Consider the following 19,886-nt stretch of genomic DNA (forward strand, 5'->3'; position numbering starts at 1 on the left):
ACCGCACAGCTTATCGTGTGGAGGCTGAAAAGTCGAATCAGGCGCGCGACGTGGCGAAAGGCGTTTCGGCCACGCCGGTGACACCCGGGCGCAGCAGCACGACCGAGCCGGCGTCGCCGCCCGTGCCCGGGTCGATCGAGGTCACCAGCAGGGTATCGAGCTGCGGTCCGCCGAAAGCGCACATCGAGGGCTTGGCCATCGGCAGCGCGATCTCGCGATCCAGCTTGCCATCCGGCGTGAAGCGCTGCACCAGGCCGCCGTCGTTGGCGCAGGTCCAGTAGCAGCCATCAAGATCGACCGCGGCGCCGTCCGGACGGCCCTTCTGCCCGTTCAGGTCGAGGAAGACCCGCTTGTTGTGCGGGATGCCCTGCTCGATGTCGTAGTCGAAGGCCCACACGGTGCGGCGCTGCGGATGCGAATCCGACAGGTACATGGTGCGCCCGTCGGGCGACCAGGCCAGGCCGTTCTGCGTGAGCAGGCCGCTCACCACCGGGCCGTGCAGGCCCTCGTCCGCGCTGTAGCGGTACAAGCCGCCGACCGCGCGCGCCGCGCCCATGTCCATGAACATGGTGCCGCTCCAGAAACGGCCCTGGCGGTCGCAGCGCCCGTCGTTGAAGCGCATGCCCTCGCCCAGCTCAGGCGCGGGCGGCGCGGCCAGGCGCGTGGCCCCGGCCTTGCCGTCCTCGCCCAGGACCAGGCGATGGATGCCGGTTTCCATGCCGGCCACCAGGCTGCCATCGACGGCGCAGGCGACGCAGGCCACCATCTCGGGCGCTTCCCAGTGGCGCAGCGCGCCGCTGGCGTGGTCCATGCGCCAGACACGGCGCGCGGGGATGTCCACCCAGTACCACGCAGCTTCTTCCGCGTTCCAGGTGGGGCTTTCGCCGGTGGCGCAATGCACGCCTTCGATACGCACGATCTCCATGCCTGCCATTACAGGTCGGTGATCTCGCGGTGCGCCGGCACCAGGGCCTTCATCACCACCCAGGCCGTCAGGTAGGCCAGCGCGCAGATCGAGAACATGATCAGGTAGCCGGTTTCCAGGTGACCCAGTGCGCCGTAGTAGTCGAACAGCCAGCCGCCCAGCTTGGTGAGCAACACGCCGCCCAGGCCGCCGGCCATGCCGCCGATGCCGACCACCGAACCGACGCTGTGCTTCGGGAACATGTCGGAGACGGTGGTGAACAGGTTGGCCGACCACGCCTGGTGCGCCGAGGCGCCGATGCCGATCAGGATCACCGGGATCCAGAAGCCCAGGTAACCGAGCGGCTGGGCCAGCAGCACCACCAGCGGGAACAGGGCGATGGTGAACATGGCGCGCATGCGGCCCTGGTAGATGCTGTGGCCGCGGTCGATGAACCAGGTCGGCAGCCAGCCGCCGCCGATACTGCCCACCATGGTCATGCTGTACAGGACCGCGAGCGGCAGGACCATCTCCGGACCGGTCAGGCCATACTGCGCCGACATGTACTTCGGCAGCCAGAACAGGAAGAACCACCACACGCCGTCGGTCATGAACTTGCCGAAGGCGAAAGCCCAGGTCTGGCGGTAGGCGAGCAGCTTGAACCACGATGCCTTCGGCTTGGCCGCCGCCGCGGCCGGATTCGCGTCCGCGGGCGAACTGTCGCTGTTGATGTAGGCCAGTTCGCCGGCGCTGAGGCGCTTCTGGCGATCCGGGGTGTCGTACAGCCAGATCCAGATGCCCATCCAGATGAAGCCGATGGCGCCGACCGCGATGAAGGCGGCCTGCCAGCCCCAGTACTCGGCGATCAGGGGTACGGTCAAGGGCGCCAGGATCGCGCCGACGTTGGCGCCGGAGTTGAAGATGCCGGTGGCGAAGGAGCGCTCGCGCTTGGGGAAGTACTCCGCGGTGGCCTTGATCGCGGCCGGGAAGTTGCCCGCCTCGCCGATTGCCAGCACCGCGCGGCCCACCATGAAGCCGACGATCGAGACCGGCACCGCGGCCAGGCCGAGGGTGGTGAACACGCTGTTGACCGCGTTGCCGATGCCGATGGCGTAGGCGTGCGCGACGGCCCCGATCGACCAGACCACGATGGCGAGGACGAAGGCGCGCTTGGTGCCGAGACGGTCGATCACGCGGCCGGCGAACAGCATCGAGATGGCGTAGACGAACTGGAAGACCGCCGTGATGTTGGCGTAGTCGGTGTTCGACCAGCCGAATTCCTTGGTAAGCAGCGGGGCCAGCAGGCTGAGGACCTGGCGGTCGAGGTAGTTGATGGTGGTGGCGAAGAACAGCAGCGCACAGATCGTCCAGCGATACTTGCCCACCGTCGAGGTGAGCCCCGGGACCTGCTCCGCGCCCTGCTTCGCATTTGCGCTCATGACTTGCTGATTCATGGGATCAGTTCTTTTCAAACGAAACAGCCGGCGTCTCCTCCGGCTGGTACATCGATCGGTCGAAAAGGGGGCGCAAAGTCGAACCTTGCACCCCCTCACATTACTCTGCGACTTTCAAGTCTCCGTCCAGCACGCGCGCAAGGCGCAGTGGATTGTCGTCTCGAAGCGCTTCCGGCAGCAAGCCCTCCGGCACGTTCTGGTAGCACACCGGCCGCAGGAAGCGGTCGATCGCGCTCGCGCCCACCGAGGTCGTGCGGCTGTCGCTGGTGGCCGGGAACGGGCCGCCGTGGACCATCGCGTGCGACACTTCGACGCCGGTCGGGAAGCCGTTGAACAGCACCCGGCCCGCCTTGCGTTCCAGGACCGGCAGCAGGCGCGCTGCCAGCGCATGATCGCTTGGTGCGACGTGCACGGTCGCGGTCAGCTGGCCGTGCAGCTGCTCGGCCGCCTGCAGCATCTGCTCGGCGCTGTCGAAACGCACCACCAGCGCGGCCGGGCCAAAGATTTCGTCCTGCAGCTCCGGGTTGCCGATGAAGTCCGCAGCATCTACCTCGTACAGCGCAGCCTGGGCAGCGCAGCCGATGCCGTCAAGACCGCCCTGGGCCACCAGGCGCACGCCCGAGGTGGCGCCAAAGCGCGCGATGCCGCTGTTATAGGCGTCATGGATCCCGGCGGTGAGCATGGTGCCCGCGCCCTTGGCCGCCAGCGCCGTGGTGGCCGCCGCGGTGAAGGCGTCCAGCGCCGCGCCCTTGACCGCGAACACCAGGCCAGGGTTGGTGCAGAACTGGCCGACGCCCAGGGTCAGCGAGTCGACGAAGCCGTTCGCCAGAACCGAACCGCCCTCTTCCAGCGCTGCCGGCAACAGGAACACCGGGTTCACGCTGCTCATCTCGGCATACACCGGGATCGGCTCCGGACGAGCGGCCGCGGTGCGCATCAGCGCGGTGCCACCGCCACGCGAGCCGGTGAAGCCGACCGCCTTGATGGCCGGGTGGCTGACCAGCTGCTGGCCGATGGTGCGGCCGTCGCCGAAGATCATCGAGAACACGCCTTCCGGCATGCCGCACTCGATCGCGGCGCGCTGGACGGCGCGGCCGACCAGCTCCGAGGTGCCGAGGTGGGCGCCGTGGGCTTTCACGATGACCGGGCAGCCTGCCGCCAGGCTTGAGGCGGTGTCGCCGCCCGCGACCGAGAAGGCCAGCGGGAAATTACTGGCGCCGAAGACCACGACCGGGCCGAGGCCGATCCTGGCCAGGCGCAGGTCGGGACGCGGCGGCGTGCGTTCCGGCAGCGCGGTGTCGATCGTCGCGCCGATGAAGCGGCCGTCGCGCACCACTTTCGCGAACAGGCGCAGCTGGTTCACGGTGCGCATGCGCTCGCCTTCCAGGCGGGCTTGCGGCAGGCCGGTTTCCTGCTGGGCGCGTTCGATCAGAACCGGACCGATGGCCAGGATCTGTTCCGCGACCGCTTCCAGGAAGCGTGCGCGTTGCTCCAGCGGCAGCGAGCGATACGGGTCGAAGGCTTGGGCAGCGAGTTCGCAGGCGCGTTCCACGTCGGCGCCCGACGCCTGGCCGAAGCCAGGCTCGAACTCGCCGCGGGTGGACGGGTTGTAGGCTTTCACCTCGCCCGCGCTGCCGCGGACGAGCTGGCTGCCGATGATCATTTCACCAGTGATCTGCATGCTTACACCGGGTTCTTTTGTTTCTTGATCAGGGCCAGGAGCATCTCGTCTTCTTCCGGGGTCAGGTCGGTCAGCGGCGGACGCACCGGACCGGCGCCGTGGCCCACCAGGCGCGCACCAGCCTTGACGATGCTGACGGCGTAGCCGGCCTTGCGGTTGCGGATCTCCAGGTACGGCAGGAAGAACTCGTCCAGCAGGCGGTTGGTGGTGGCGGTGTCGCCGGCGGCAGTGGCGTGGTAGAAGTCCATCGCCAGTTGCGGCACGAAGTTGAACACGGCCGACGAGTACACCGGAGTGCCCAGTGCCTTGTAGGCGCCGGCATACACTTCGGCGGTCGGCAGGCCACCCAGGTAGCTGAAGCGGTCGCCCATCTTGCGGTAGATCGAGACCATCAGCTCGATGTCGCCGATGCCGTCCTTGAAGCCGATCAGGTTCGGGCAGCGGTCGGCCAGCTTGGCCAGCGAGTCCGCGGTCAGGCGGCAGGCGGCGCGGTTGTAGACCACGACGCCGATCTTCACCGAGCGGCACACCGCTTCGACGTGGGCGATCAGGCCGTCCTGGCTGGCTTCGGTCAGGTAATGCGGCAGCAGCAGCAGGCCCTGGGCGCCCTGGCGCTCGGCTTCCTGTGCGTGGGCGATGGCGGCGCGGATCGGGCCGCCGCAGCCGGCCAGGATCGCGACGCCGGTGCCGGCGCAGGTGTCGACCGCGGTCTTGACGATCTGGCCGTACTCTTCGCCGTGCAGCGAGAAGTATTCGCCGGTGCCGCCGGCGGCGAACAGCGCGCTCGCGCCGTACGGCGCCAGCCACTCGAGGCGGGAGCGGTAGCCGGCCTGGTTGAAGTCGCCGTTGGCGTCGAAGTCGGTGATCGGGAAGGACAGCAGGCCGTGCGACAGGACTTTTTGTAATTCGAGTGCTTGCATTGCGGAGTCTCCAGGACAGTGTTGTGAATACGGGGGTGATCAAACTTACTGCGTTAAGTTGTATGTCATCGTACAACCTAAAGCATGACCCTGCAAGCTTTAAATGCGCCTTTTTCAAGGCGCCTACAACATCCTCGACGCAAGAGGATGCTCAGGTGTCCTTAATTGATCATGGATTCGATCCGGCGCTGCGCCTGCACCAGCCGTTCGCGGCTGTTGGACAGGTGGGTGCGCATGGCCGCGCGTGCGGCCTCCGGATCGCGGCGTTCGATCGCGTGGAAGATGTCTTCGTGTTCGCGGCCGACGCGCTCGTTGAAGTTGGCCGGCTTGTCCTGCTCCAGCTCCACCGTGTTCAGGCGCGCGCGTGGAATGATCGCGTTGCCGAGCTGGGTGAGGATGTCCTCGAAATAGCGGTTGCCGGTGGCCTGCGCGATGAGCAGGTGGAAGCGCTTGTCGGCGTCCACCGCCGACCTGCCGGCCGCCATCGCTGCATGCATCTCGGCCAGGGCCGCGCCCAGCTCCTGCACCTGCTCGTCGGTGCGGCGCGCCGCGGCCAGGCCGGCCGTTTCGGTTTCGACACCGATGCGCAGTTCCAGGATCGACAGCACGTCGCGCAGGGTCAGGATGCTTTCGGCATCGATGCCCAGGCCGGCCTGCGGGCGTTCCAGCACGAAGGTGCCGATGCCGTGGCGCGTCTGCACCAGCCCGGAAGCCTGCAGGTGCGAGATCGCCTCGCGCACCACGGTGCGGCTCACGCCATGCTGCGCCATCATCGACGACTCGGTCGGCAGCTTCTCGCCGGGCTTGAGGATGCCCTGGCGGATGCTGCTGCTGATCTGTTCGACGACGCCCTGTGCGAGGTTGCGCGGCTTGCGCTGGGTGGGAATCATGGTGTGAATAAGGTGGAATGAGAGAAGATCATTATATATCACGCTAAGTTGTATGACATCTTATGACAAGACGTCTTAAATTCACTGTATCGACTGCGCTACAGCGGATATGCCTCTCCGTCCGGACTGACCGCTTGATAAATTGGTCAGGCCAAAATAAAATCTGGCGAACCTTTAGGAGTCCGCCCCCATGTCACGTCCTGCCCGTTCCCTCGCCTGCATCCTTTCCCTGCTGTTCGCCACCTGCGCCAACGCCGCCGCCCTGCCCGACCGCGTGATCCTGGTCGGCGACTCCACCATGGCCAGCACCACCGGCTATGGCGACGCCCTGTGCGCCCGCTTCACGCCGGAGACCGCCTGCCACAACCTGGCGCGCGGCGGGCGCAGCTCGGGCAGCTTCCGGGCCGAGAAACGCTGGGACGAGGTGATGGATCTGCTGCGCCAGGGCGAGGGCTTTCGCAAGACCTATGTGCTGATCCAGTTCGGCCATAACGACCAGCCGGGCAAACCGGGGCGCTCCACCGACTACGTCACAGAATTCCCCGCCAACATGCAGCGCTACGTGGAAGAAGCCCGTTCGCTTGGCGCCGAGCCGGTGCTGGTGACGCCCCTGACGCGGCGCAGCTTCAAGAACGGCTACGTGCACAACGACCTGGCGCCCTGGGCCGCCACCGTGCGCGGCATCGCGCGCGCCACCCATACGCCGCTGGTCGACCTGAACGCGCTGTCGCTGGCGGCCGTGCAGGAGATGGGATCGCAGGAAGCGGACAAGCTGGCGCGGACCGGCGCCAACTTCGACTATACCCACCTCGGTCCGCTCGGCGCGGAACGCTTCTCCGGCATCGTGGCCAGGGAACTGGCGCGCACGCTGCCGGCGCTGTCCGCATCCATGCGGGGCGCACGGTGAAGGCGCCGCTCGCCCTGATCGCGCTGGCCGCGGCCGGCGCCGTGGCGGCGCCGCTCACGCCGCCTCCATTCCGGCCGACGACGGCCGCCGTGCCGGTTCCGGCGGCCGAGCGCCAGCATGCGCCCTTCGACGGCTGGGCCGCGCAAGAAGGCGGCACCCGCGGCGGCGCCCTGGCCAGTCCCGCCCATGTCTACACCGTGCGCGACCGCGCCCAGCTGCTGGCGGCCCTGGGCGCCACCGCGCCGGCGCGCATCGTGCGCGTGGCGGCGAGCATCGACATGAGCGAGGGGCGTCCGTTCCGGAGCACCGCCGACCAGGCGCAGCGCGGCATCGTGCGCATTCCGTCGCACACCACCCTGATCGGCGTAACGCCTGGCGCCGGCTTCGTGCACGGCAGCCTGGTCGTCGCGAACGTCGAACAGGTCGTGATCCGCAACCTCGCCATCCGCAACCCCTGCGACGTCGGCCCGGTCTGGGATCCGCACGACGGCAGCAAGGGCAACTGGAATTCCCAGTTCGACGGCATCAGCGTCTCCGGCTCGCATCACGTCTGGATCGACCATAACAGCTTCACCGACGCGCCGCAGACCGACGACAGGCAGCCGGTCGAGAACGGCAAGATCAAGCAGTGCCACGATGGCGCGGTCGACATCACGCGCGGTTCCGACTTCGTCAGCGTCACCTACAACCACTTCGCCGAGCACGAAAAGAACATGCTGATCGGTGCGGGCGATGGCGCCACCGCCGACGCCGGCAAGCTGCGGGTGACCCTGAAAGGCAACCTGTTCGAGCACGTGGCCGAGCGCGCCCCGCGGGTGCGCTACGGCCAGGTGCACCTGCTGAACAACTACTATGTCGGCGACCGCCAGCGCCCGGCGTACCGCCACGGCTACAGTGTCGGCGCCGCCCACGCCGCGCGCATCATCTCGGATGCCAATGCCTTCGACGTCGCCGGCGCCACGAGCTGCAGGCAGATCGTGCGCGACCCGGCCTCCAGCCCCGGCCTGTTTGCCGACAGCGGCTCCCTGCTGAACGGCAAGCCTCTGTCGGAATGCCCGTTCGGCGCCGATGCCCGCTGGCGCGTGCCCTACCGCTATACGGCGCTGCCCGCAAGCGAGGTAGCGCGCCACGTGCGCGAGCAGGCCGGCCCGCGGCCCCTGCAGGATGCGGCGGACGGCTATGCCGAGGCGCGCTTCGTTCCGGTCGCGGGCAGTACCTTCCTGCTGCGCGCCCGCCAGGACGCGAACGGCGACTGGCAGGGCGCCAGCCTTCAGCTGAGCGAGGACCGCAAGGTCTGGATCGTGGAGCTGCTGGAGTCGCGCGGCGGCGAGGTCAAGCGCATCAAGCAGGTGCGCCGCAACGCTTCGCTGCCGGGGGTGCCGGTGGTGCTGCGCTATGCGGCCGAGCCTGGAGCGCAGGACAATGTGCTGAACGTCTCGGTGGACGGCGACCGCGCCACCTGGCTGGTGGCGCCGCCCTTCCCCGCGCTGCGACCGGTCAGCTGGGAAGCCGGCGCGAATACCCTGCTCGACCTGCGCGGCGGCCCTGCCGGCACGCCGCCCGAGCGCGTAACCGTGCACGTCGGCGCCGACCGCATCGCGCTGCAGGCCGGCGACACGCCGCAGACCGTCCGGGTCGGCGGCGCCGGTGGAAATGCGCGTATCGCCGCGGTCTCCGCCGATCCGCGCATCGTCGATGCCGGCGCCGCCGGCGGCGCCCTGCGCCTGGCGCCGCAGGCGGCCGGGCGCACCACGGTGACGGTGCGCAGCCTCGACGATCCATGGGCGCAGGCCGTGTTCACGGTCGACGTGGGCGCAGCCTTCGCCGCGCCGGCCGGCAACACCCTGCCTGCCGGCGCCGTCGCCCACCCGGCGCATGGCGAACGCGGTGTTCCGCCCGACACGTCGCTGCGCCTGGTCTTCGCCGACGAACCGGTGCTCACCGGCGAAGGCAGCGTGCGGGTCTACCGCAAGCGCGACCAGGCCCTGGTCGCGGTCATCCGCCCGGGCGAAACCGTCGTTGCGCTGGCGCCGCAAGGACGCGAGCGCCTGGTGCGCATGCATCCGCTCACGGTGCAGGGCAAGGAGCTGCGCGTGCGCATGCCGCAACTGCTCGAACGCGGCCTCGAGTACGAGGCGGTGATCGACGCCCGCCTGGTGCGCGCCAAGGGCTTCCAGGGCGCGCGCTGGTCCTTCCGCACCACCCCTTATCAGCCGGTGGGCGACAGCGTGACGGTCGACGCGCGCGGACGCGCCGACTTCCGCACCGTGCAGGGCGCGCTCGATTACGCCATGACGCTGCCGCGCGACAAGGCGGTCACGGTGAACGTGCGCGACGGGGTCTATCCCGAGCTGCTCTACCTGGTCGACAAGGACAACGTCATGCTGCGCGGCCAGAGTCGTGAAGCGAGCATCATCCGCGCCGCCAACAGCGAAACCCGCAATCCGGGTTCGGGCAGCGGTCAGCCTGAGGGAACGGCCGGCATCGATGGCGGTCGCGCCCAGTTCCTGGCCCAGGATGTCGACTTGCTGGAAATCCGCGACATTGCCCTGCACAACAGCACCCGCCGCAGCGACGGCCATTCGGCCCAGGCCGAAACGCTGTTCTTCAGGAGCGAAAATGGCCGCCTGATCGCGCGCAATGCGCACTTCGTGAGCGAGCAGGACACGCTGCAGCTGCACGGCTACGCCTGGTTCTACAAGTCGCTCATCGAAGGCAACGTCGACTTCGTGTGGGGGAACAACCGCGCCGCCCTGTTCGAAGAGAGCGAATTGCGCACCGTCGGCGACAGCGCCAACCCGCAAAGCGGCGGCTACATCGTGCAGGCGCGCACAGTGGGCAGGGACGACCCGGGCTTCGTGTTCCTGCGTTCGCGCCTGACGCGCGGCCCCGGCCCGGCGGGCAACCTGCCGCCCGATGGCGCCACCTATTTCGCGCGCTCGCCCGGCACCGCCAACACCTGGGACAACGTGGCCTTCATCGAGTGCAGCGTCGGGCCGCACATCGCCGCGGATGCCTGGTATCGCAAGCCGCTGCCGAATCCCCTGGAGGGCGGCTGGCGCGAATACGGCAACCGCGCGCACGACGAGCAGCCGCGCAACTACGGCGGCGACCAGATGGACCGGGCGCAGGCCGAGCGCCTGTCGACGCGCGCCGCGGTCTTCGCGGGGCGCGGCTGGCATCCCCAGCCTTGATGACATAACGCGCTCATCCCGGCCGCATCAACGCGCGCGCAGCGCTTGACAGTGCCGTTTACAGATGTAATCCTGAGTGAAGATTACAAATGTAAATGGTGCTGTCATGTCGAATCCTTCCCCCATCAACATCAGCGACGCCGAGTCGCACGTCATGGAAGTGCTGTGGCGCGCGCCCGGCCCGGTGGTGGCCGAACAGGTCGTCGTCGCCCTGTCCGAAAGCCAGCACTGGCAGACCGCCACGGTCAAGACCCTGCTCAACCGCCTGCTCAAGAAAGGCGCGATCGCGGCCGACAAGGATGGCCGGCGTTTCCTCTACCGCGCGGTGCTGCCGCGCGAAGCCTGGCTGGCGCGCGAAAGCGAAAGCCTGGTGCAGCGCCTGTTCGGCGGGCGCATCGCGCCCCTGGTCGCGCATTTCGGCAGCCAGAAGAAGCTGTCGCAGGCCGACATCCGGGAACTGCGCAAGCTGATCGACGAGCTCGATGATGGCAAGTGAGCTCATGCCCCTGGTGTTGCGCGCCGCGCTGCTCGCCGGCCTGGCCATCCTGATCCTGCTGGCAGTGCGCAAGCCGCTGCGGCGCTATTCGGTGGCGATGGTTATTGGCGATGCGAACAGTTCATCGGTCGCTTTCCAGGTCAATGCGGATGGCTTCGAGGGAGATGGCAAGCATTCCATTCCGCGCGTGCTGACACCGGCCGGCGAAAAGTTCAGCGTGAGCACCGGCGAATGGCGCCTCGACATGATCGTCCGCCCGACCGATACGCCCGACAAGGTCTGGCTGACCGGTAAACTCTTCAAGGGCGCGGCCCTGGTGACGGCGCCGACCTTGCTGGCCCGCGTCAGGGTCGGCGAGGGCGACAAAGCCTTCAGCATGGCGATGACGGTGACGCCACAACCGTAAACACGACGCCGTTAGCATATAATTGGTTGGTCCACTTGCAACAATACCCGCGCCAAACTAAGATTCGCTGTTTGGCATCGGCCAACCAATTATCACGACGGACCCATCGATGAAGAAAACCGCTGCGCTGAACGACAACAGCGTCAACGAGCCACGGCTGTACCGGGTGGTCTCGGCCAAGATCGAGGAGCTGATCCGCGCCGAAAACATCCGCCCTGGCGAGCGCCTGCCGGCCGAACGCGAGCTGGCCACCAAGCTCGGCGTCAGCCGCACCTCCCTGCGCGAAGCCCTGATCGCCCTGGAACTGGGCGGCACGGTCGAAGTGCGCGGCGGCTCGGGGGTGTACGTCAGCGAACAGGCCCAGCCCCAGGCCGAGGTGCCGACCGTCGGGCCGGGGCCGTTCGAAGTGCTGGCCGCGCGCCGCCTGATCGAGGTCGAAGTCGCGGCGCTGGCCGCCAAGCACGCCAGCGACTCGGCCATCGACGCCATCCTGCGCGCGGTGGAAGAGATGGAGCAGCACCACGAAGACCGCAGCGGCAACGAATCGGCCGACCGCAACTTCCACCTGGCGATCGCACGCGCCACCGGCAACAGCGCGATGGTCGGCGTGATCGAATACCTGTGGAGCCAGCGCGGCTCGCTCTGGCACAAGCTGAAGGAACACTTCCAGACCGAAGAACTGCGCCAGCAGACCCTGATCGACCACCGCAACATCTTCGCCGCCATCGCCTCGCACGACGTGGCCGGCGCCCGCACCGCGATGCGCGCCCACCTCGACCGCGTGACCCGTACGTTCTCGCGCGGCTGATTCCTCCTGTCAGGCCGGGCCCTCGGCCCGGCTCCCTCCCTTTCCCGCCTTCTCCGCACCCTGCGCTTCCAGGTCGCCGACTGTCCTGTAAGCATTATCGTTCGAATAATTGGTCCAACCAAATTGTATTTACTAACTAGCCAGAAAATAACTGGCTTGTCCAGATTGCGAAAGCGGTCAGACCAAAGTAGAATCTACTACAGACCAATCAATCATCTGCTGATCCCCCGACGCCTTCGCACGAGGATGGCCTGCCGCGGACAACAGCACTGTGCATTGGACGGCAGTGGCCTCGTCACCACCGCGCGGATACCTGGCGTATCCTTTCGCGCGATCCAGGGACACACCCGGACGCAATTCTGATTTGAGCAGGAGACTCGCAGTGAAACAAACTCGTATCACCGAACAACGCTTCCTTCTGTCGGCAATCACTGCCGCAGTGCTGACCCTGACCAACACCGCCATCGCGCAGGACGCGCCGATGCAGCGTGTCGAAGTGACCGGTTCCTCGATCAAGCGCCTCGCCACCGAGAATGCCCTTCCGCTGACCACCTACAAGGCCGAAGAACTGACCAACCAGGGCCTGACCACGATGACGGAAGTCGCCGTGGCCCTGACCGTCGCGGCGACCAACGAACCGGTCGGCGGCGGCGGCGGCGGCACCATGATCAACATGCGCGGCCTGAACACCAACCGCACCCTGGTGCTGCTGAACGGCCGCCGCCTGGCCAACGAGGCGCTGGGCGCCAGCTCGGTCAACGTCGACGTGATCCCGATGGCCGCCATCGAGCGCGTCGAAGTGCTGCGCGACGGCGCCTCGGCGCTGTACGGCACCGACGCGATCGCCGGCGTGGTCAACTTCATCACCAAGAAATCGGTGCAGGACGTGACCGTCCACGCCAGCACGGTGCAGCCGCAAAAGTCCGGGGGCGGCGACCAGAAGCGCGTGACCCTGATCGCCGGCAAGGGCGACATGGCCACCGACGGCTGGAACGTCTACACCGCCTTCAGCGCCCAGCGCCGCGAGTCGCTGATGCAGAAGGACCGCCCGCAGATCTGGGATCCGGTCAAGCTGGCTGCGCTCGGCGGCAACCCGTTCACCTCGAACACCTCGGGCGGCTCGGCATCGCCTGCGAACTACACGATCTACCGCAACGGCAAGTCGGCCAACATCACCGGCAACCCGTACTTCGCGTCCGGCTGCGTGGCGCCAGGCCTGCCGCAGACCACGGTGCCGTCGACCCGCACCAACGCCAACGGCGGCAAGACCTGCATTACCGATCCGACCATCTACCCGCAGCTGCTGCCGGAGAACCAGCAGGTCACCCTGTTCACCAAGGGCAGCCTGGCCCATGGCGACGGCGGCGTGCTGACGGTCGAACTGAACCTGTCGCGCTCGTACATCGACGCCATCAGCCCGCCGCAGCCCTTCGGCGCGAACACCAACTACGACGTGCGCACCGCCTCGCGCAAGCCCTTGATGATCACCAAGGCCAGCAAGTGGTACCCGGGCGGCAGCGGCGGCGTGCCGGCCGTGGCCGGCCTGAACGGCGAAGACCTGGCGCTGACCTGGAGCCTGGACGAGCTGGGCGCGGCCAAGCTGCACGACGTGCAGAAGAATGCCCGCCTGGTCGTGGCCGATGAAGGCCAAGTCAAGGGTTGGGATTACCGCGTCGGCGCCAACTACGGCTACAGCCACCGCGACAGCGGCTTCAAGGAAAACTTCGTGCGCACGCCCGGCGTGTACGCGGGCGTCGCCAACGGCATCCTGAATCCGTTCGGCGCACAGGACGCCGCCGGCCGCGCCTACCTCGAGAGCATCTCGGCCGACGGCGAGGACTTCCGCGTGGCCGACGTGCGCCACTACGGCATCGACTTTAACCTCTCCCGCACGCTGATGGACCTGCCGGGCGGTTCCCTGGGCCTGGCCGTGGGCGGCGACTGGCATCGCGAGACCTACGAGGAAGATGCGCGCATGATCGGCGATGAGGTGGTCTGGCGGGTCAACGGTTCGCCCGGCAACAACCCGAGCGGCGCGCGCCGTGTCGCCGCGCTGTACGCCGAACTCGACGCGCCCGTCACGAAAGAGTTGAACCTGAACTTCGCCGTGCGCGGCGACCACTTCAGCGATTTCGGCTCGACCTTCAATCCGAAAGCCAGCTTCCGCTACCAGCCGATGAAACAGCTGATGGTGCGCGGCACGGTCAGCACGGGCTTTCGCGCGCCGACCCTGCCTGAACTGTACGGTGTGCCGCGCACGCTGGCGCCGTCGACCTCGAGCTGGGACGATCCGCTGCTGTGCCCGAGCGCCACCCCGAACGTGGCCGGCTCCGGCACCCTGACCACCGATCCGCGCTTCGCCGGCCTGGGCCTGGACGCCGAGCGCGTCTGCAACACGCGCCTGACCACGCTGGTGGGCGCCAACCCGGAACTGGAACCGGAAAAATCGAAGACCTATACCGTCGGCTTCGTGATCGAACCGATCAAGAACTTCGTTGCCACCGTCGACTTCTGGAAGATCGACATGAAAGGCACCATCGCCCAGATCAACGAGGATTCCATCTTCGACAACCTGGCGCGCTACCAGGACCTGTTCGTGCGTAACCCGGACGGCACGCTGCAGTACATCACGAAGACGCGCCTGAACATGGGTGGCCTGAAGACCCAGGGCATCGACCTGAGCCTGAACTACTCGTACCCGACCAGGAACTGGGGCCGCTTCGGCTTCTCGATGGACGGCACCTACACCGACAAGTACGAAGGCCAGAACGACGTCGGCAGCCCATGGGTCGACAGCGTCGGCCGGATCGGCGCCCTGTCCACCGGTTCCACCTCGGCCAACACCTACATCTTCAAGTGGAAGCACCAGGCGCGCGTGAACTGGAACTACGGCCCGTTCTTCGCCCAGCTGACGCAGCAGTATTCCTCGACCTACGAGGATACCAACGCGCTGCCGACCCAGCAGCCGGGCCAGCCGTTCTACAACGTGATCGCACCATACCGCGTGTACAACCTGTCGACCACCTACAAGTTCTCGAAGAAGTTCAAGGTCGGCGCCGGCGTGAACAACCTGTTCGACACCGATCCGCCGCTGTCGAACCAGCGCCTGTCCTCGCGGGTCGTGTTTGCGCAGAACATCGCCAAGCCGATCGGGCGTGCCTTCACGCTGCGCGCGGACTACACGTTCTAAGCGCCTCCAGAGCGTGACCAATGCAGGGCGGACGAGCACCTCGTCCGCCCTGCGCGCGCATGCCGGCGCCTTCCAATCAAAGGAAACACCATGACAACGCGACACATCAATCCGCAACGCCGTTCGCTGCTGTATGCTGCATCGGCATCGGTGGCCGGCCTGGCTGTGGGACCGGCGCTCGCCGCAAGCGCAGGAGCGAAGGTGGCACAAGACGATCCCTGGGCGCGCGCCCAAAGCATCATCGACGGGTTCAGGAAGCCGCTCGTCTTCCCCAAGCGCGACTTCCCCATTACCGCCTATGGCGCCGAGCCCTGCGAAGCGGTCATGGTGACCGGCTATGTGGCCGACCATGAGGAAGGCAAGGTCCTCACACCGGCGCCGGGCGCGAAGGACTGCTACGCGGCCATCGCGGCGGCCATCGCCGCCTGCAGCGCGGCGGGCGGGGGCCGGGTCCTGATCCCGGCCGGTAACTGGCTGGTGAAGGGACCGATCGTCCTGAAGTCGAACGTCAACGTGCACCTGGCCAGGGGCGCCCACGTCTACTTCAGCAACGATCCGGACGATTTCGCCAAGTACGGCGACTACGACTGCGGCCCCAGAGGCAAGCTGGTGCTCTCGCGCTGGCAGAGCAACGATTGCCTGAACTATTCGCCGATGGTCTACGCCTACGGCCAGACCAACATCGCCCTCACCGGCGAAGACTGGACCAGCATCCTGGACGGCCAGGGCGGCGTGCCGCGCGCCGACGGCGAGACCTGGTGGGACTGGAAGGGCAAGCGCAAGGGCGTGGCGGGAAAGACGCCCAACCCGCAGCGCACCCAGATCGCCGTCAACCCGCTCAATCCGGGCTCGATCCGCTCGCTTGCCCCGCAGCTGAGCGACGCCCAGGTCGCGCTCATGGAAGGCAAGAACGACAAATGGCGCACCGACGAAGCCTACCTGCCGACCCTGTCGGAAGCGGGCGTGCCGGTGGCCAAACGGGTATTCGGCCGCGGCCACTACCTGCGTCCCTGCATGGTCGAGTTCATCGGCTGCACCAATGTGCTGATGCAGGGCTACCAGCTGAACCAGACGCCGTTCTGGCAGCACCATCCGGTCAACTGCAGCAAGGTCGAGATCCGTGGCGTGCACATGGACAGCATGGGGCCGAATAGCGACGGCTTCGACCCGGAAGCCTGCAACACCGTGCTGGTCGACGGCTGCACCTTCAACAGCGGCGACGACTGCATCGCGATCAAGGCCGGCAAGAACCTCGACACCCAGTTCGGCCCGACCCAGAACGTGGTGATCCAGCACTGCGTCATGAACAGCGGCCACGGCGGCGTCACGCTGGGCAGCGAGATGTCGGGCGGAATCCAGCACGTGTATGCGCAGGACATCGAGTTCCGCAACACCCACTGGGCGACCGACCCGCTCAACACCGCGATCCGCCTGAAGACCAACATGAACCGCGGCGGCTTCCTGCGCCACTTCTACGTGCGCAACGTGACCATGCCGAACGGCGTCAACCTGAAGCCGCAGTTCTATACCCCGCTGCCCGGCTCGCCGATCCAGCCCAAGTCGGTGGGCTCCGGGGCAGGCGCCGTGATCACCTTCGACTGCGACTACGCGCCGAACGCCGACAACGTGCGCACCCGCCCGCCGGTCGTGGAGCACATCCACATCTCGGGCGTCAGGGTCGGCAACGTCGCCACCAAGGATGGTCCGCGCTCGTGCTACCAGGCGCTGCTCCTGCTCGGTCCGGTCGCCTTCGACTACAACGGCGACAAGCCGGCCGAGATCCTGCCGATCCGCGACGTGACCATCACCGACTGCGACTTCGGCACCCCGGTGAACGCGGCCCAGCCCTGGTTCATCCACAACGTCCGCAACGTCAAGCTCACCAGGGTCACCATCGCGGGCAAGCAGTACGACACGACCCTGCAAGCCTGACGCCTGCAACGGTGTCGGTGCAGGATGCGCTAGGATGTCGGACCGACAGCCACCGCTTCCTGCACCGACACCGATGCTCGACCTGATCAACGCCATCCCGCGCAGCCTGATTCTTCCTCCCGCCAACCTGTTCCTGCTGATCCTGATCGGGCTGGCCCTGTGGCGCCGCTGGCCGCGCACCGGCCGCAGCCTCGCGGGAGCCGGGGTGGCGGCACTGGCCTTGCTGTCGATGCCGAAGGTGGCGGAGCTCTTCATCCGGCCGCTGGAGCGGATGACCGCGCCCCTGCACGCGCCGGAACGCGCCGGCGCCCAGGCGATCGTCGTGCTCGCGGCCGGAAGGCTGCGCGCGGCCCCCGAGTACGGCGGCCGCGACATCCCCGATGTCACCGCCCTGGCGCGCCTGCGCTACGCGGCCCACCTCCAGCGGCGCACGAAGCTGCCCGTCCTGGTCAGCGGCGGCACCGTCGGGAAGCCTGGCGCCGGTGAAGGCGCTTATTCGCTGGCCGATGCGATGGCGGCCGCCTTGCGCGAGGATTTCGGCGTGCCGGTGCAATGGATCGAGGCACGCTCGCGCGACACCGCCGAAAACGCCGCGTTCAGCGCCGCGCTGTTGCGCGAGGACGAGGTCCGGCGTGTCCTGCTCGTGACCGATGCCATGCACATGGCGCGCGCCCGCGCCGCATTCGAACGGGCCGGGCTCGAGGTGGTCGACGCGCCGACCATGTTCTTCGGCGACCAGGCCCGCAGCATCCATGCCTGGGTGCCCAGTGCCGAGGGCTTGCGCCGCTCCTGGTATGCCATGTACGAACTGATCGGCTTGGGCTGGTACCGGCTGCGCGCGGGCGGCGCGCAGGCCCCTGAGCGCTGGGCGCTCAGCCGCCGGCCCGCTTCGGCTGGTGGCCGAGCTTCCTGAGCGTTTCCATGATCAGCTCGCAATGCTCGCCCTGCACTTCGATCACTCCATCCTTCACGGTCCCGCCGGAACCGCATGCCGTGCGCAGCTGCTTGCCCAGCTGGGCCAGTGCGGCGGCATCGAGGGCGAGGCCCTTGACGACGGTCACGCTCTTGCCGCCCCGGCCCTTGGTTTGCAAGGACACGCGCACCACGCCGTCGCCCTTGATCGCGGCCTTGGCCTTGCACTCGCAGCCCGAGACGGGCTTGCGGCACTCCGGGCACATGCGGCCGCTCTCGGTGGAATAAACGAGGCCGCTGTTCGAACTGCTCTTCATGTTCTGCTCAAGAATATCTGTGAAATCGGGGGAACGAGTGTAGCAGCATCGGCCCTTCAAAGCTGGGACGGCAAGACCGGACGGGTCCTGCACCACTGCGCACGCGACTCGAACGCGGCGTCGAGCTCGCCGGTCGACGTTCCCTGGGCCGGCCGCACGTCGACATACTTCACCGTGGCATCGCAATGGCCCATTTTCGCGCCCAGCAGGAAGATGGCCCTTGCCAGCTCCAGATCGCCGCTTTGTTCCAGGATCAGTCCGTACTGGTGATAGGCCTCCGGCAGACGGCTCCGCATCGCTTTCTGGAACAGCCCGGACGCTTCGTCCGCGTCCGCAGGCACTGCGCGGCCGGATACGAGCAGCTTGCCCAGGGCGAGCTCGGCACGGCCTTCACTGCGGCCGAGCGCCTTGCGGTACAGCGTGGCCGCCTGCGCGTTGTCCTGCACGTTCCCGAGACCCAGTTCGAAACTGCGGCCGAGATGGACCTGCCCTGCCGCATCGCCCTGCGCCGCGGCCCGCGCGATCCAGGCCACTGCCGCCGTGCGCTCATCGTCCGAGACGGCGCGCCGCATGCCCAGCAGGCCAAGCCGCAGCTGCGCCGCCGCCAGTCCGCCCTCGGCGGAGCGCGTCAGCCAATGCAGCGCCTTGTCCATGTCGAGCTCTCCCGTGGTACCGTACTGGTAGGCCCATGCCAGGTTGGCCTGGGCCCAGCCGTGTCCCTGTTCCGCCGCTTTCGCATACCAGTAGACCGCCTGCTTCTGGTCATACGGCACGCCGAGGCCACGGTAGTACAGCACGCCGAGATTGTTCTGCGCGACCGCATTGCCGGCTTGCGCCGCCAGCAGGTACCAGGCCGCCGCCTGCACGGGATCGGCCTTGACATGGGTGCCGTGCTGGTACCAGGCGCCCAGGGTATTCCGGGCGACCGGATCGCCCGCTTCCGCGCTTTTCCTGATGCTGGCGAGCAGCGCCGCATCCTGCGCCTGCGTCTTCTGCGTCCCGGGGATCCAGACAAATTGCGTCTTGAGCCAACCGGTGGGCGCCTGGCCCGTGGCCAGCACCCCATGAAAATGGCAGTTGCGCACCGCGTCGAGTGCGGCCTTGTCGAGGTCTTCCCTGCCGCTGGACGTGAAGACGCGCGCATCGGTCACGCGCCCCGCTTCGCCGATCTGCACTTCGACCGTCGTCGTGCCGCCGGCGCCCCGGGCCAGGGCGGCGGCGGGATAGACCGGGCGCCCGCAGGCATTCAGGTCCATGGCCATCACCTGCTGCGGATCCTGCAGGCGGGCGGCGAACACTGGGGAGGAAAGGAGCGCCGCGGCAGCGGCCAGGGAGAGGGCGAGCATTTTCATGCCCCGACTGTACGGCATCGCGCGGCGCTACACATACACGGAATGTCACATCGTCGAACCGGGAATCTTCGGCAGCACCCGCTTTATGGCACGGCCGGCCGCGTCCCGGTCCCTTCGCCGCGCGTCACGTGCAGCATGCGGCTGGGCGCGCGTACCTTGGCGGTATGCCAGACACCGCGCGGCACCACGACCGCGCCGCTGCCCTCCAGCACGATCGTCTCCACCCCGCTGTCGCGTTCGAGCAGCAGCTCGACACTGCCGGCCAGCAGGTAGACGAACTCGTCGCCATGCGGATGCATTTCCCAGTTCGGCCAGTCTTGCGTGAACGAGAATTCGCTGACCAGCCAGCCCTTGCCGAAGGCATCGCGTTCGGCTGGCGGCAGCTTCCAGAAGGAGTCGCCCGGAACGCTCCGTGCCATGCCATCGTCGGCCAGGTGGACGTAGGTCTGCTGCGGATCGAGGGCCATGACGTCTCCAGTCTTCAAGAACGCAAGTCCGGCAATACTATCACCGCAGACCGGCA

Annotated in this window: 16 protein-coding genes; 8 read left to right on the forward strand and 8 right to left on the reverse strand. The window is 67.5% G+C overall.

The window, feature by feature from the left end:
- Window positions 1-37: 37 nt before the first annotated feature.
- The 5 genes from MasN3_RS23565 to MasN3_RS23585 form a co-directional block, all read right to left on the reverse strand.
- Entirely contained in the window at window positions 38-925 is an 888-nt protein-coding gene (locus MasN3_RS23565) for an SMP-30/gluconolactonase/LRE family protein (RefSeq protein WP_281914584.1), read from the reverse strand.
- Between the two features lie 8 nt (window positions 926-933).
- On the reverse strand, window positions 934-2,343 hold the full coding sequence (locus MasN3_RS23570) for an MFS transporter (RefSeq protein ID WP_281910670.1): 1,410 nt from the start codon (window positions 2,341-2,343) through the stop codon (window positions 934-936).
- Window positions 2,344-2,458: 115 nt separating this feature from the next.
- Entirely contained in the window at window positions 2,459-4,039 is a 1,581-nt protein-coding gene (locus MasN3_RS23575; RefSeq protein WP_281910673.1) for an aldehyde dehydrogenase (NADP(+)), read from the reverse strand.
- A gap of 2 nt (window positions 4,040-4,041) precedes the next feature.
- Window positions 4,042-4,959: a 5-dehydro-4-deoxyglucarate dehydratase gene (gene kdgD, locus MasN3_RS23580; protein ID WP_281910676.1), complete on the reverse strand. Its 918-nt coding sequence runs from the start codon at window positions 4,957-4,959 to the stop codon at window positions 4,042-4,044.
- 161 nt (window positions 4,960-5,120) lie between these two features.
- Complete coding sequence (locus MasN3_RS23585; RefSeq protein ID WP_281910678.1) at window positions 5,121-5,849, reverse strand: FadR/GntR family transcriptional regulator; 729 nt, start codon at window positions 5,847-5,849, stop codon at window positions 5,121-5,123.
- A gap of 190 nt (window positions 5,850-6,039) precedes the next feature.
- Between MasN3_RS23585 and MasN3_RS23590 the strand changes: the two genes are divergently transcribed.
- From MasN3_RS23590 to MasN3_RS23625, 8 genes are all read left to right on the forward strand, one after another.
- Entirely contained in the window at window positions 6,040-6,756 is a 717-nt protein-coding gene (locus MasN3_RS23590) for a rhamnogalacturonan acetylesterase (protein ID WP_281910680.1), read from the forward strand.
- On the forward strand, window positions 6,753-9,950 hold the full coding sequence (locus MasN3_RS23595) for a pectinesterase family protein (protein ID WP_281910682.1): 3,198 nt from the start codon (window positions 6,753-6,755) through the stop codon (window positions 9,948-9,950). The genes MasN3_RS23590 and MasN3_RS23595 overlap by 4 nt, the downstream gene beginning before the upstream one ends.
- Before the next feature lie 106 nt (window positions 9,951-10,056).
- Complete coding sequence (locus tag MasN3_RS23600; protein WP_281910684.1) at window positions 10,057-10,446, forward strand: BlaI/MecI/CopY family transcriptional regulator; 390 nt, start codon at window positions 10,057-10,059, stop codon at window positions 10,444-10,446.
- Window positions 10,433-10,852 (forward strand): hypothetical protein, encoded by a 420-nt coding sequence (locus MasN3_RS23605; RefSeq protein ID WP_281910685.1) that lies wholly within the window; start codon window positions 10,433-10,435, stop codon window positions 10,850-10,852. Before MasN3_RS23600 ends, MasN3_RS23605 begins: the two co-directional genes overlap by 14 nt.
- Window positions 10,853-10,961: 109 nt before the next feature.
- On the forward strand, window positions 10,962-11,660 hold the full coding sequence (locus MasN3_RS23610) for a FadR/GntR family transcriptional regulator (protein WP_281910688.1): 699 nt from the start codon (window positions 10,962-10,964) through the stop codon (window positions 11,658-11,660).
- 382 nt (window positions 11,661-12,042) lie between these two features.
- Window positions 12,043-14,850, forward strand: coding sequence for a TonB-dependent receptor plug domain-containing protein (locus MasN3_RS23615; protein WP_281910690.1), 2,808 nt, complete (start codon window positions 12,043-12,045; stop codon window positions 14,848-14,850).
- A 90-nt stretch (window positions 14,851-14,940) separates the two neighbouring features.
- The gene (locus tag MasN3_RS23620; protein WP_281910692.1) at window positions 14,941-16,782 is read left to right on the forward strand and encodes a glycoside hydrolase family 28 protein; all 1,842 of its coding nucleotides are present in this window, start codon (window positions 14,941-14,943) and stop codon (window positions 16,780-16,782) included.
- A gap of 73 nt (window positions 16,783-16,855) precedes the next feature.
- Entirely contained in the window at window positions 16,856-17,695 is an 840-nt protein-coding gene (locus MasN3_RS23625; protein ID WP_281910693.1) for a YdcF family protein, read from the forward strand.
- On the opposite strand, the gene MasN3_RS23630 is transcribed toward MasN3_RS23625, so the two are convergent.
- The 3 genes from MasN3_RS23630 to MasN3_RS23640 all read right to left on the reverse strand — a co-directional run bounded on the left by MasN3_RS23630 (window position 17,655) and on the right by MasN3_RS23640 (window position 19,830).
- Window positions 17,655-18,011: a translation initiation factor Sui1 gene (locus tag MasN3_RS23630; protein WP_281910695.1), complete on the reverse strand. Its 357-nt coding sequence runs from the start codon at window positions 18,009-18,011 to the stop codon at window positions 17,655-17,657. The two genes, MasN3_RS23625 and MasN3_RS23630, sit on opposite strands and share 41 nt — an antisense overlap.
- A gap of 56 nt (window positions 18,012-18,067) precedes the next feature.
- On the reverse strand, window positions 18,068-19,381 hold the full coding sequence (locus MasN3_RS23635; RefSeq protein ID WP_281910696.1) for a TonB family protein: 1,314 nt from the start codon (window positions 19,379-19,381) through the stop codon (window positions 18,068-18,070).
- Window positions 19,382-19,446: 65 nt separating this feature from the next.
- Window positions 19,447-19,830, reverse strand: coding sequence for a cupin domain-containing protein (locus MasN3_RS23640; RefSeq protein ID WP_281910697.1), 384 nt, complete (start codon window positions 19,828-19,830; stop codon window positions 19,447-19,449).
- Window positions 19,831-19,886: the final 56 nt, after the last annotated feature.

The organism is Massilia varians, assembly GCF_027923905.1.
GTDB lineage: Bacteria > Pseudomonadota > Gammaproteobacteria > Burkholderiales > Burkholderiaceae_D > Telluria > Telluria varians_B.

Bases quoted from the DNA above. Each gene is read 5' to 3' on its own strand.
- MasN3_RS23565 (WP_281914584.1), bottom strand. From the start codon at position 925: ATGGAGATCGTGCGTATCGAAGGCGTGCATTGCGCCACCGGCGAAAGC.
- MasN3_RS23570 (WP_281910670.1), bottom strand. From the start codon at position 2,343: ATGAGCGCAAATGCGAAGCAGGGCGCGGAGCAGGTCCCGGGGCTCACC.
- MasN3_RS23575 (WP_281910673.1), bottom strand. From the start codon at position 4,039: ATGCAGATCACTGGTGAAATGATCATCGGCAGCCAGCTCGTCCGCGGC.
- kdgD (WP_281910676.1), bottom strand. From the start codon at position 4,959: ATGCAAGCACTCGAATTACAAAAAGTCCTGTCGCACGGCCTGCTGTCC.
- MasN3_RS23585 (WP_281910678.1), bottom strand. From the start codon at position 5,849: ATGATTCCCACCCAGCGCAAGCCGCGCAACCTCGCACAGGGCGTCGTC.
- MasN3_RS23590 (WP_281910680.1), top strand. From the start codon at position 6,040: ATGTCACGTCCTGCCCGTTCCCTCGCCTGCATCCTTTCCCTGCTGTTC.
- MasN3_RS23600 (WP_281910684.1), top strand. From the start codon at position 10,057: ATGTCGAATCCTTCCCCCATCAACATCAGCGACGCCGAGTCGCACGTC.
- MasN3_RS23605 (WP_281910685.1), top strand. From the start codon at position 10,433: ATGATGGCAAGTGAGCTCATGCCCCTGGTGTTGCGCGCCGCGCTGCTC.
- MasN3_RS23610 (WP_281910688.1), top strand. From the start codon at position 10,962: ATGAAGAAAACCGCTGCGCTGAACGACAACAGCGTCAACGAGCCACGG.
- MasN3_RS23620 (WP_281910692.1), top strand. From the start codon at position 14,941: ATGACAACGCGACACATCAATCCGCAACGCCGTTCGCTGCTGTATGCT.
- MasN3_RS23625 (WP_281910693.1), top strand. From the start codon at position 16,856: ATGCTCGACCTGATCAACGCCATCCCGCGCAGCCTGATTCTTCCTCCC.
- MasN3_RS23630 (WP_281910695.1), bottom strand. From the start codon at position 18,011: ATGAAGAGCAGTTCGAACAGCGGCCTCGTTTATTCCACCGAGAGCGGC.
- MasN3_RS23635 (WP_281910696.1), bottom strand. From the start codon at position 19,381: ATGCCGTACAGTCGGGGCATGAAAATGCTCGCCCTCTCCCTGGCCGCT.
- MasN3_RS23640 (WP_281910697.1), bottom strand. From the start codon at position 19,830: ATGGCCCTCGATCCGCAGCAGACCTACGTCCACCTGGCCGACGATGGC.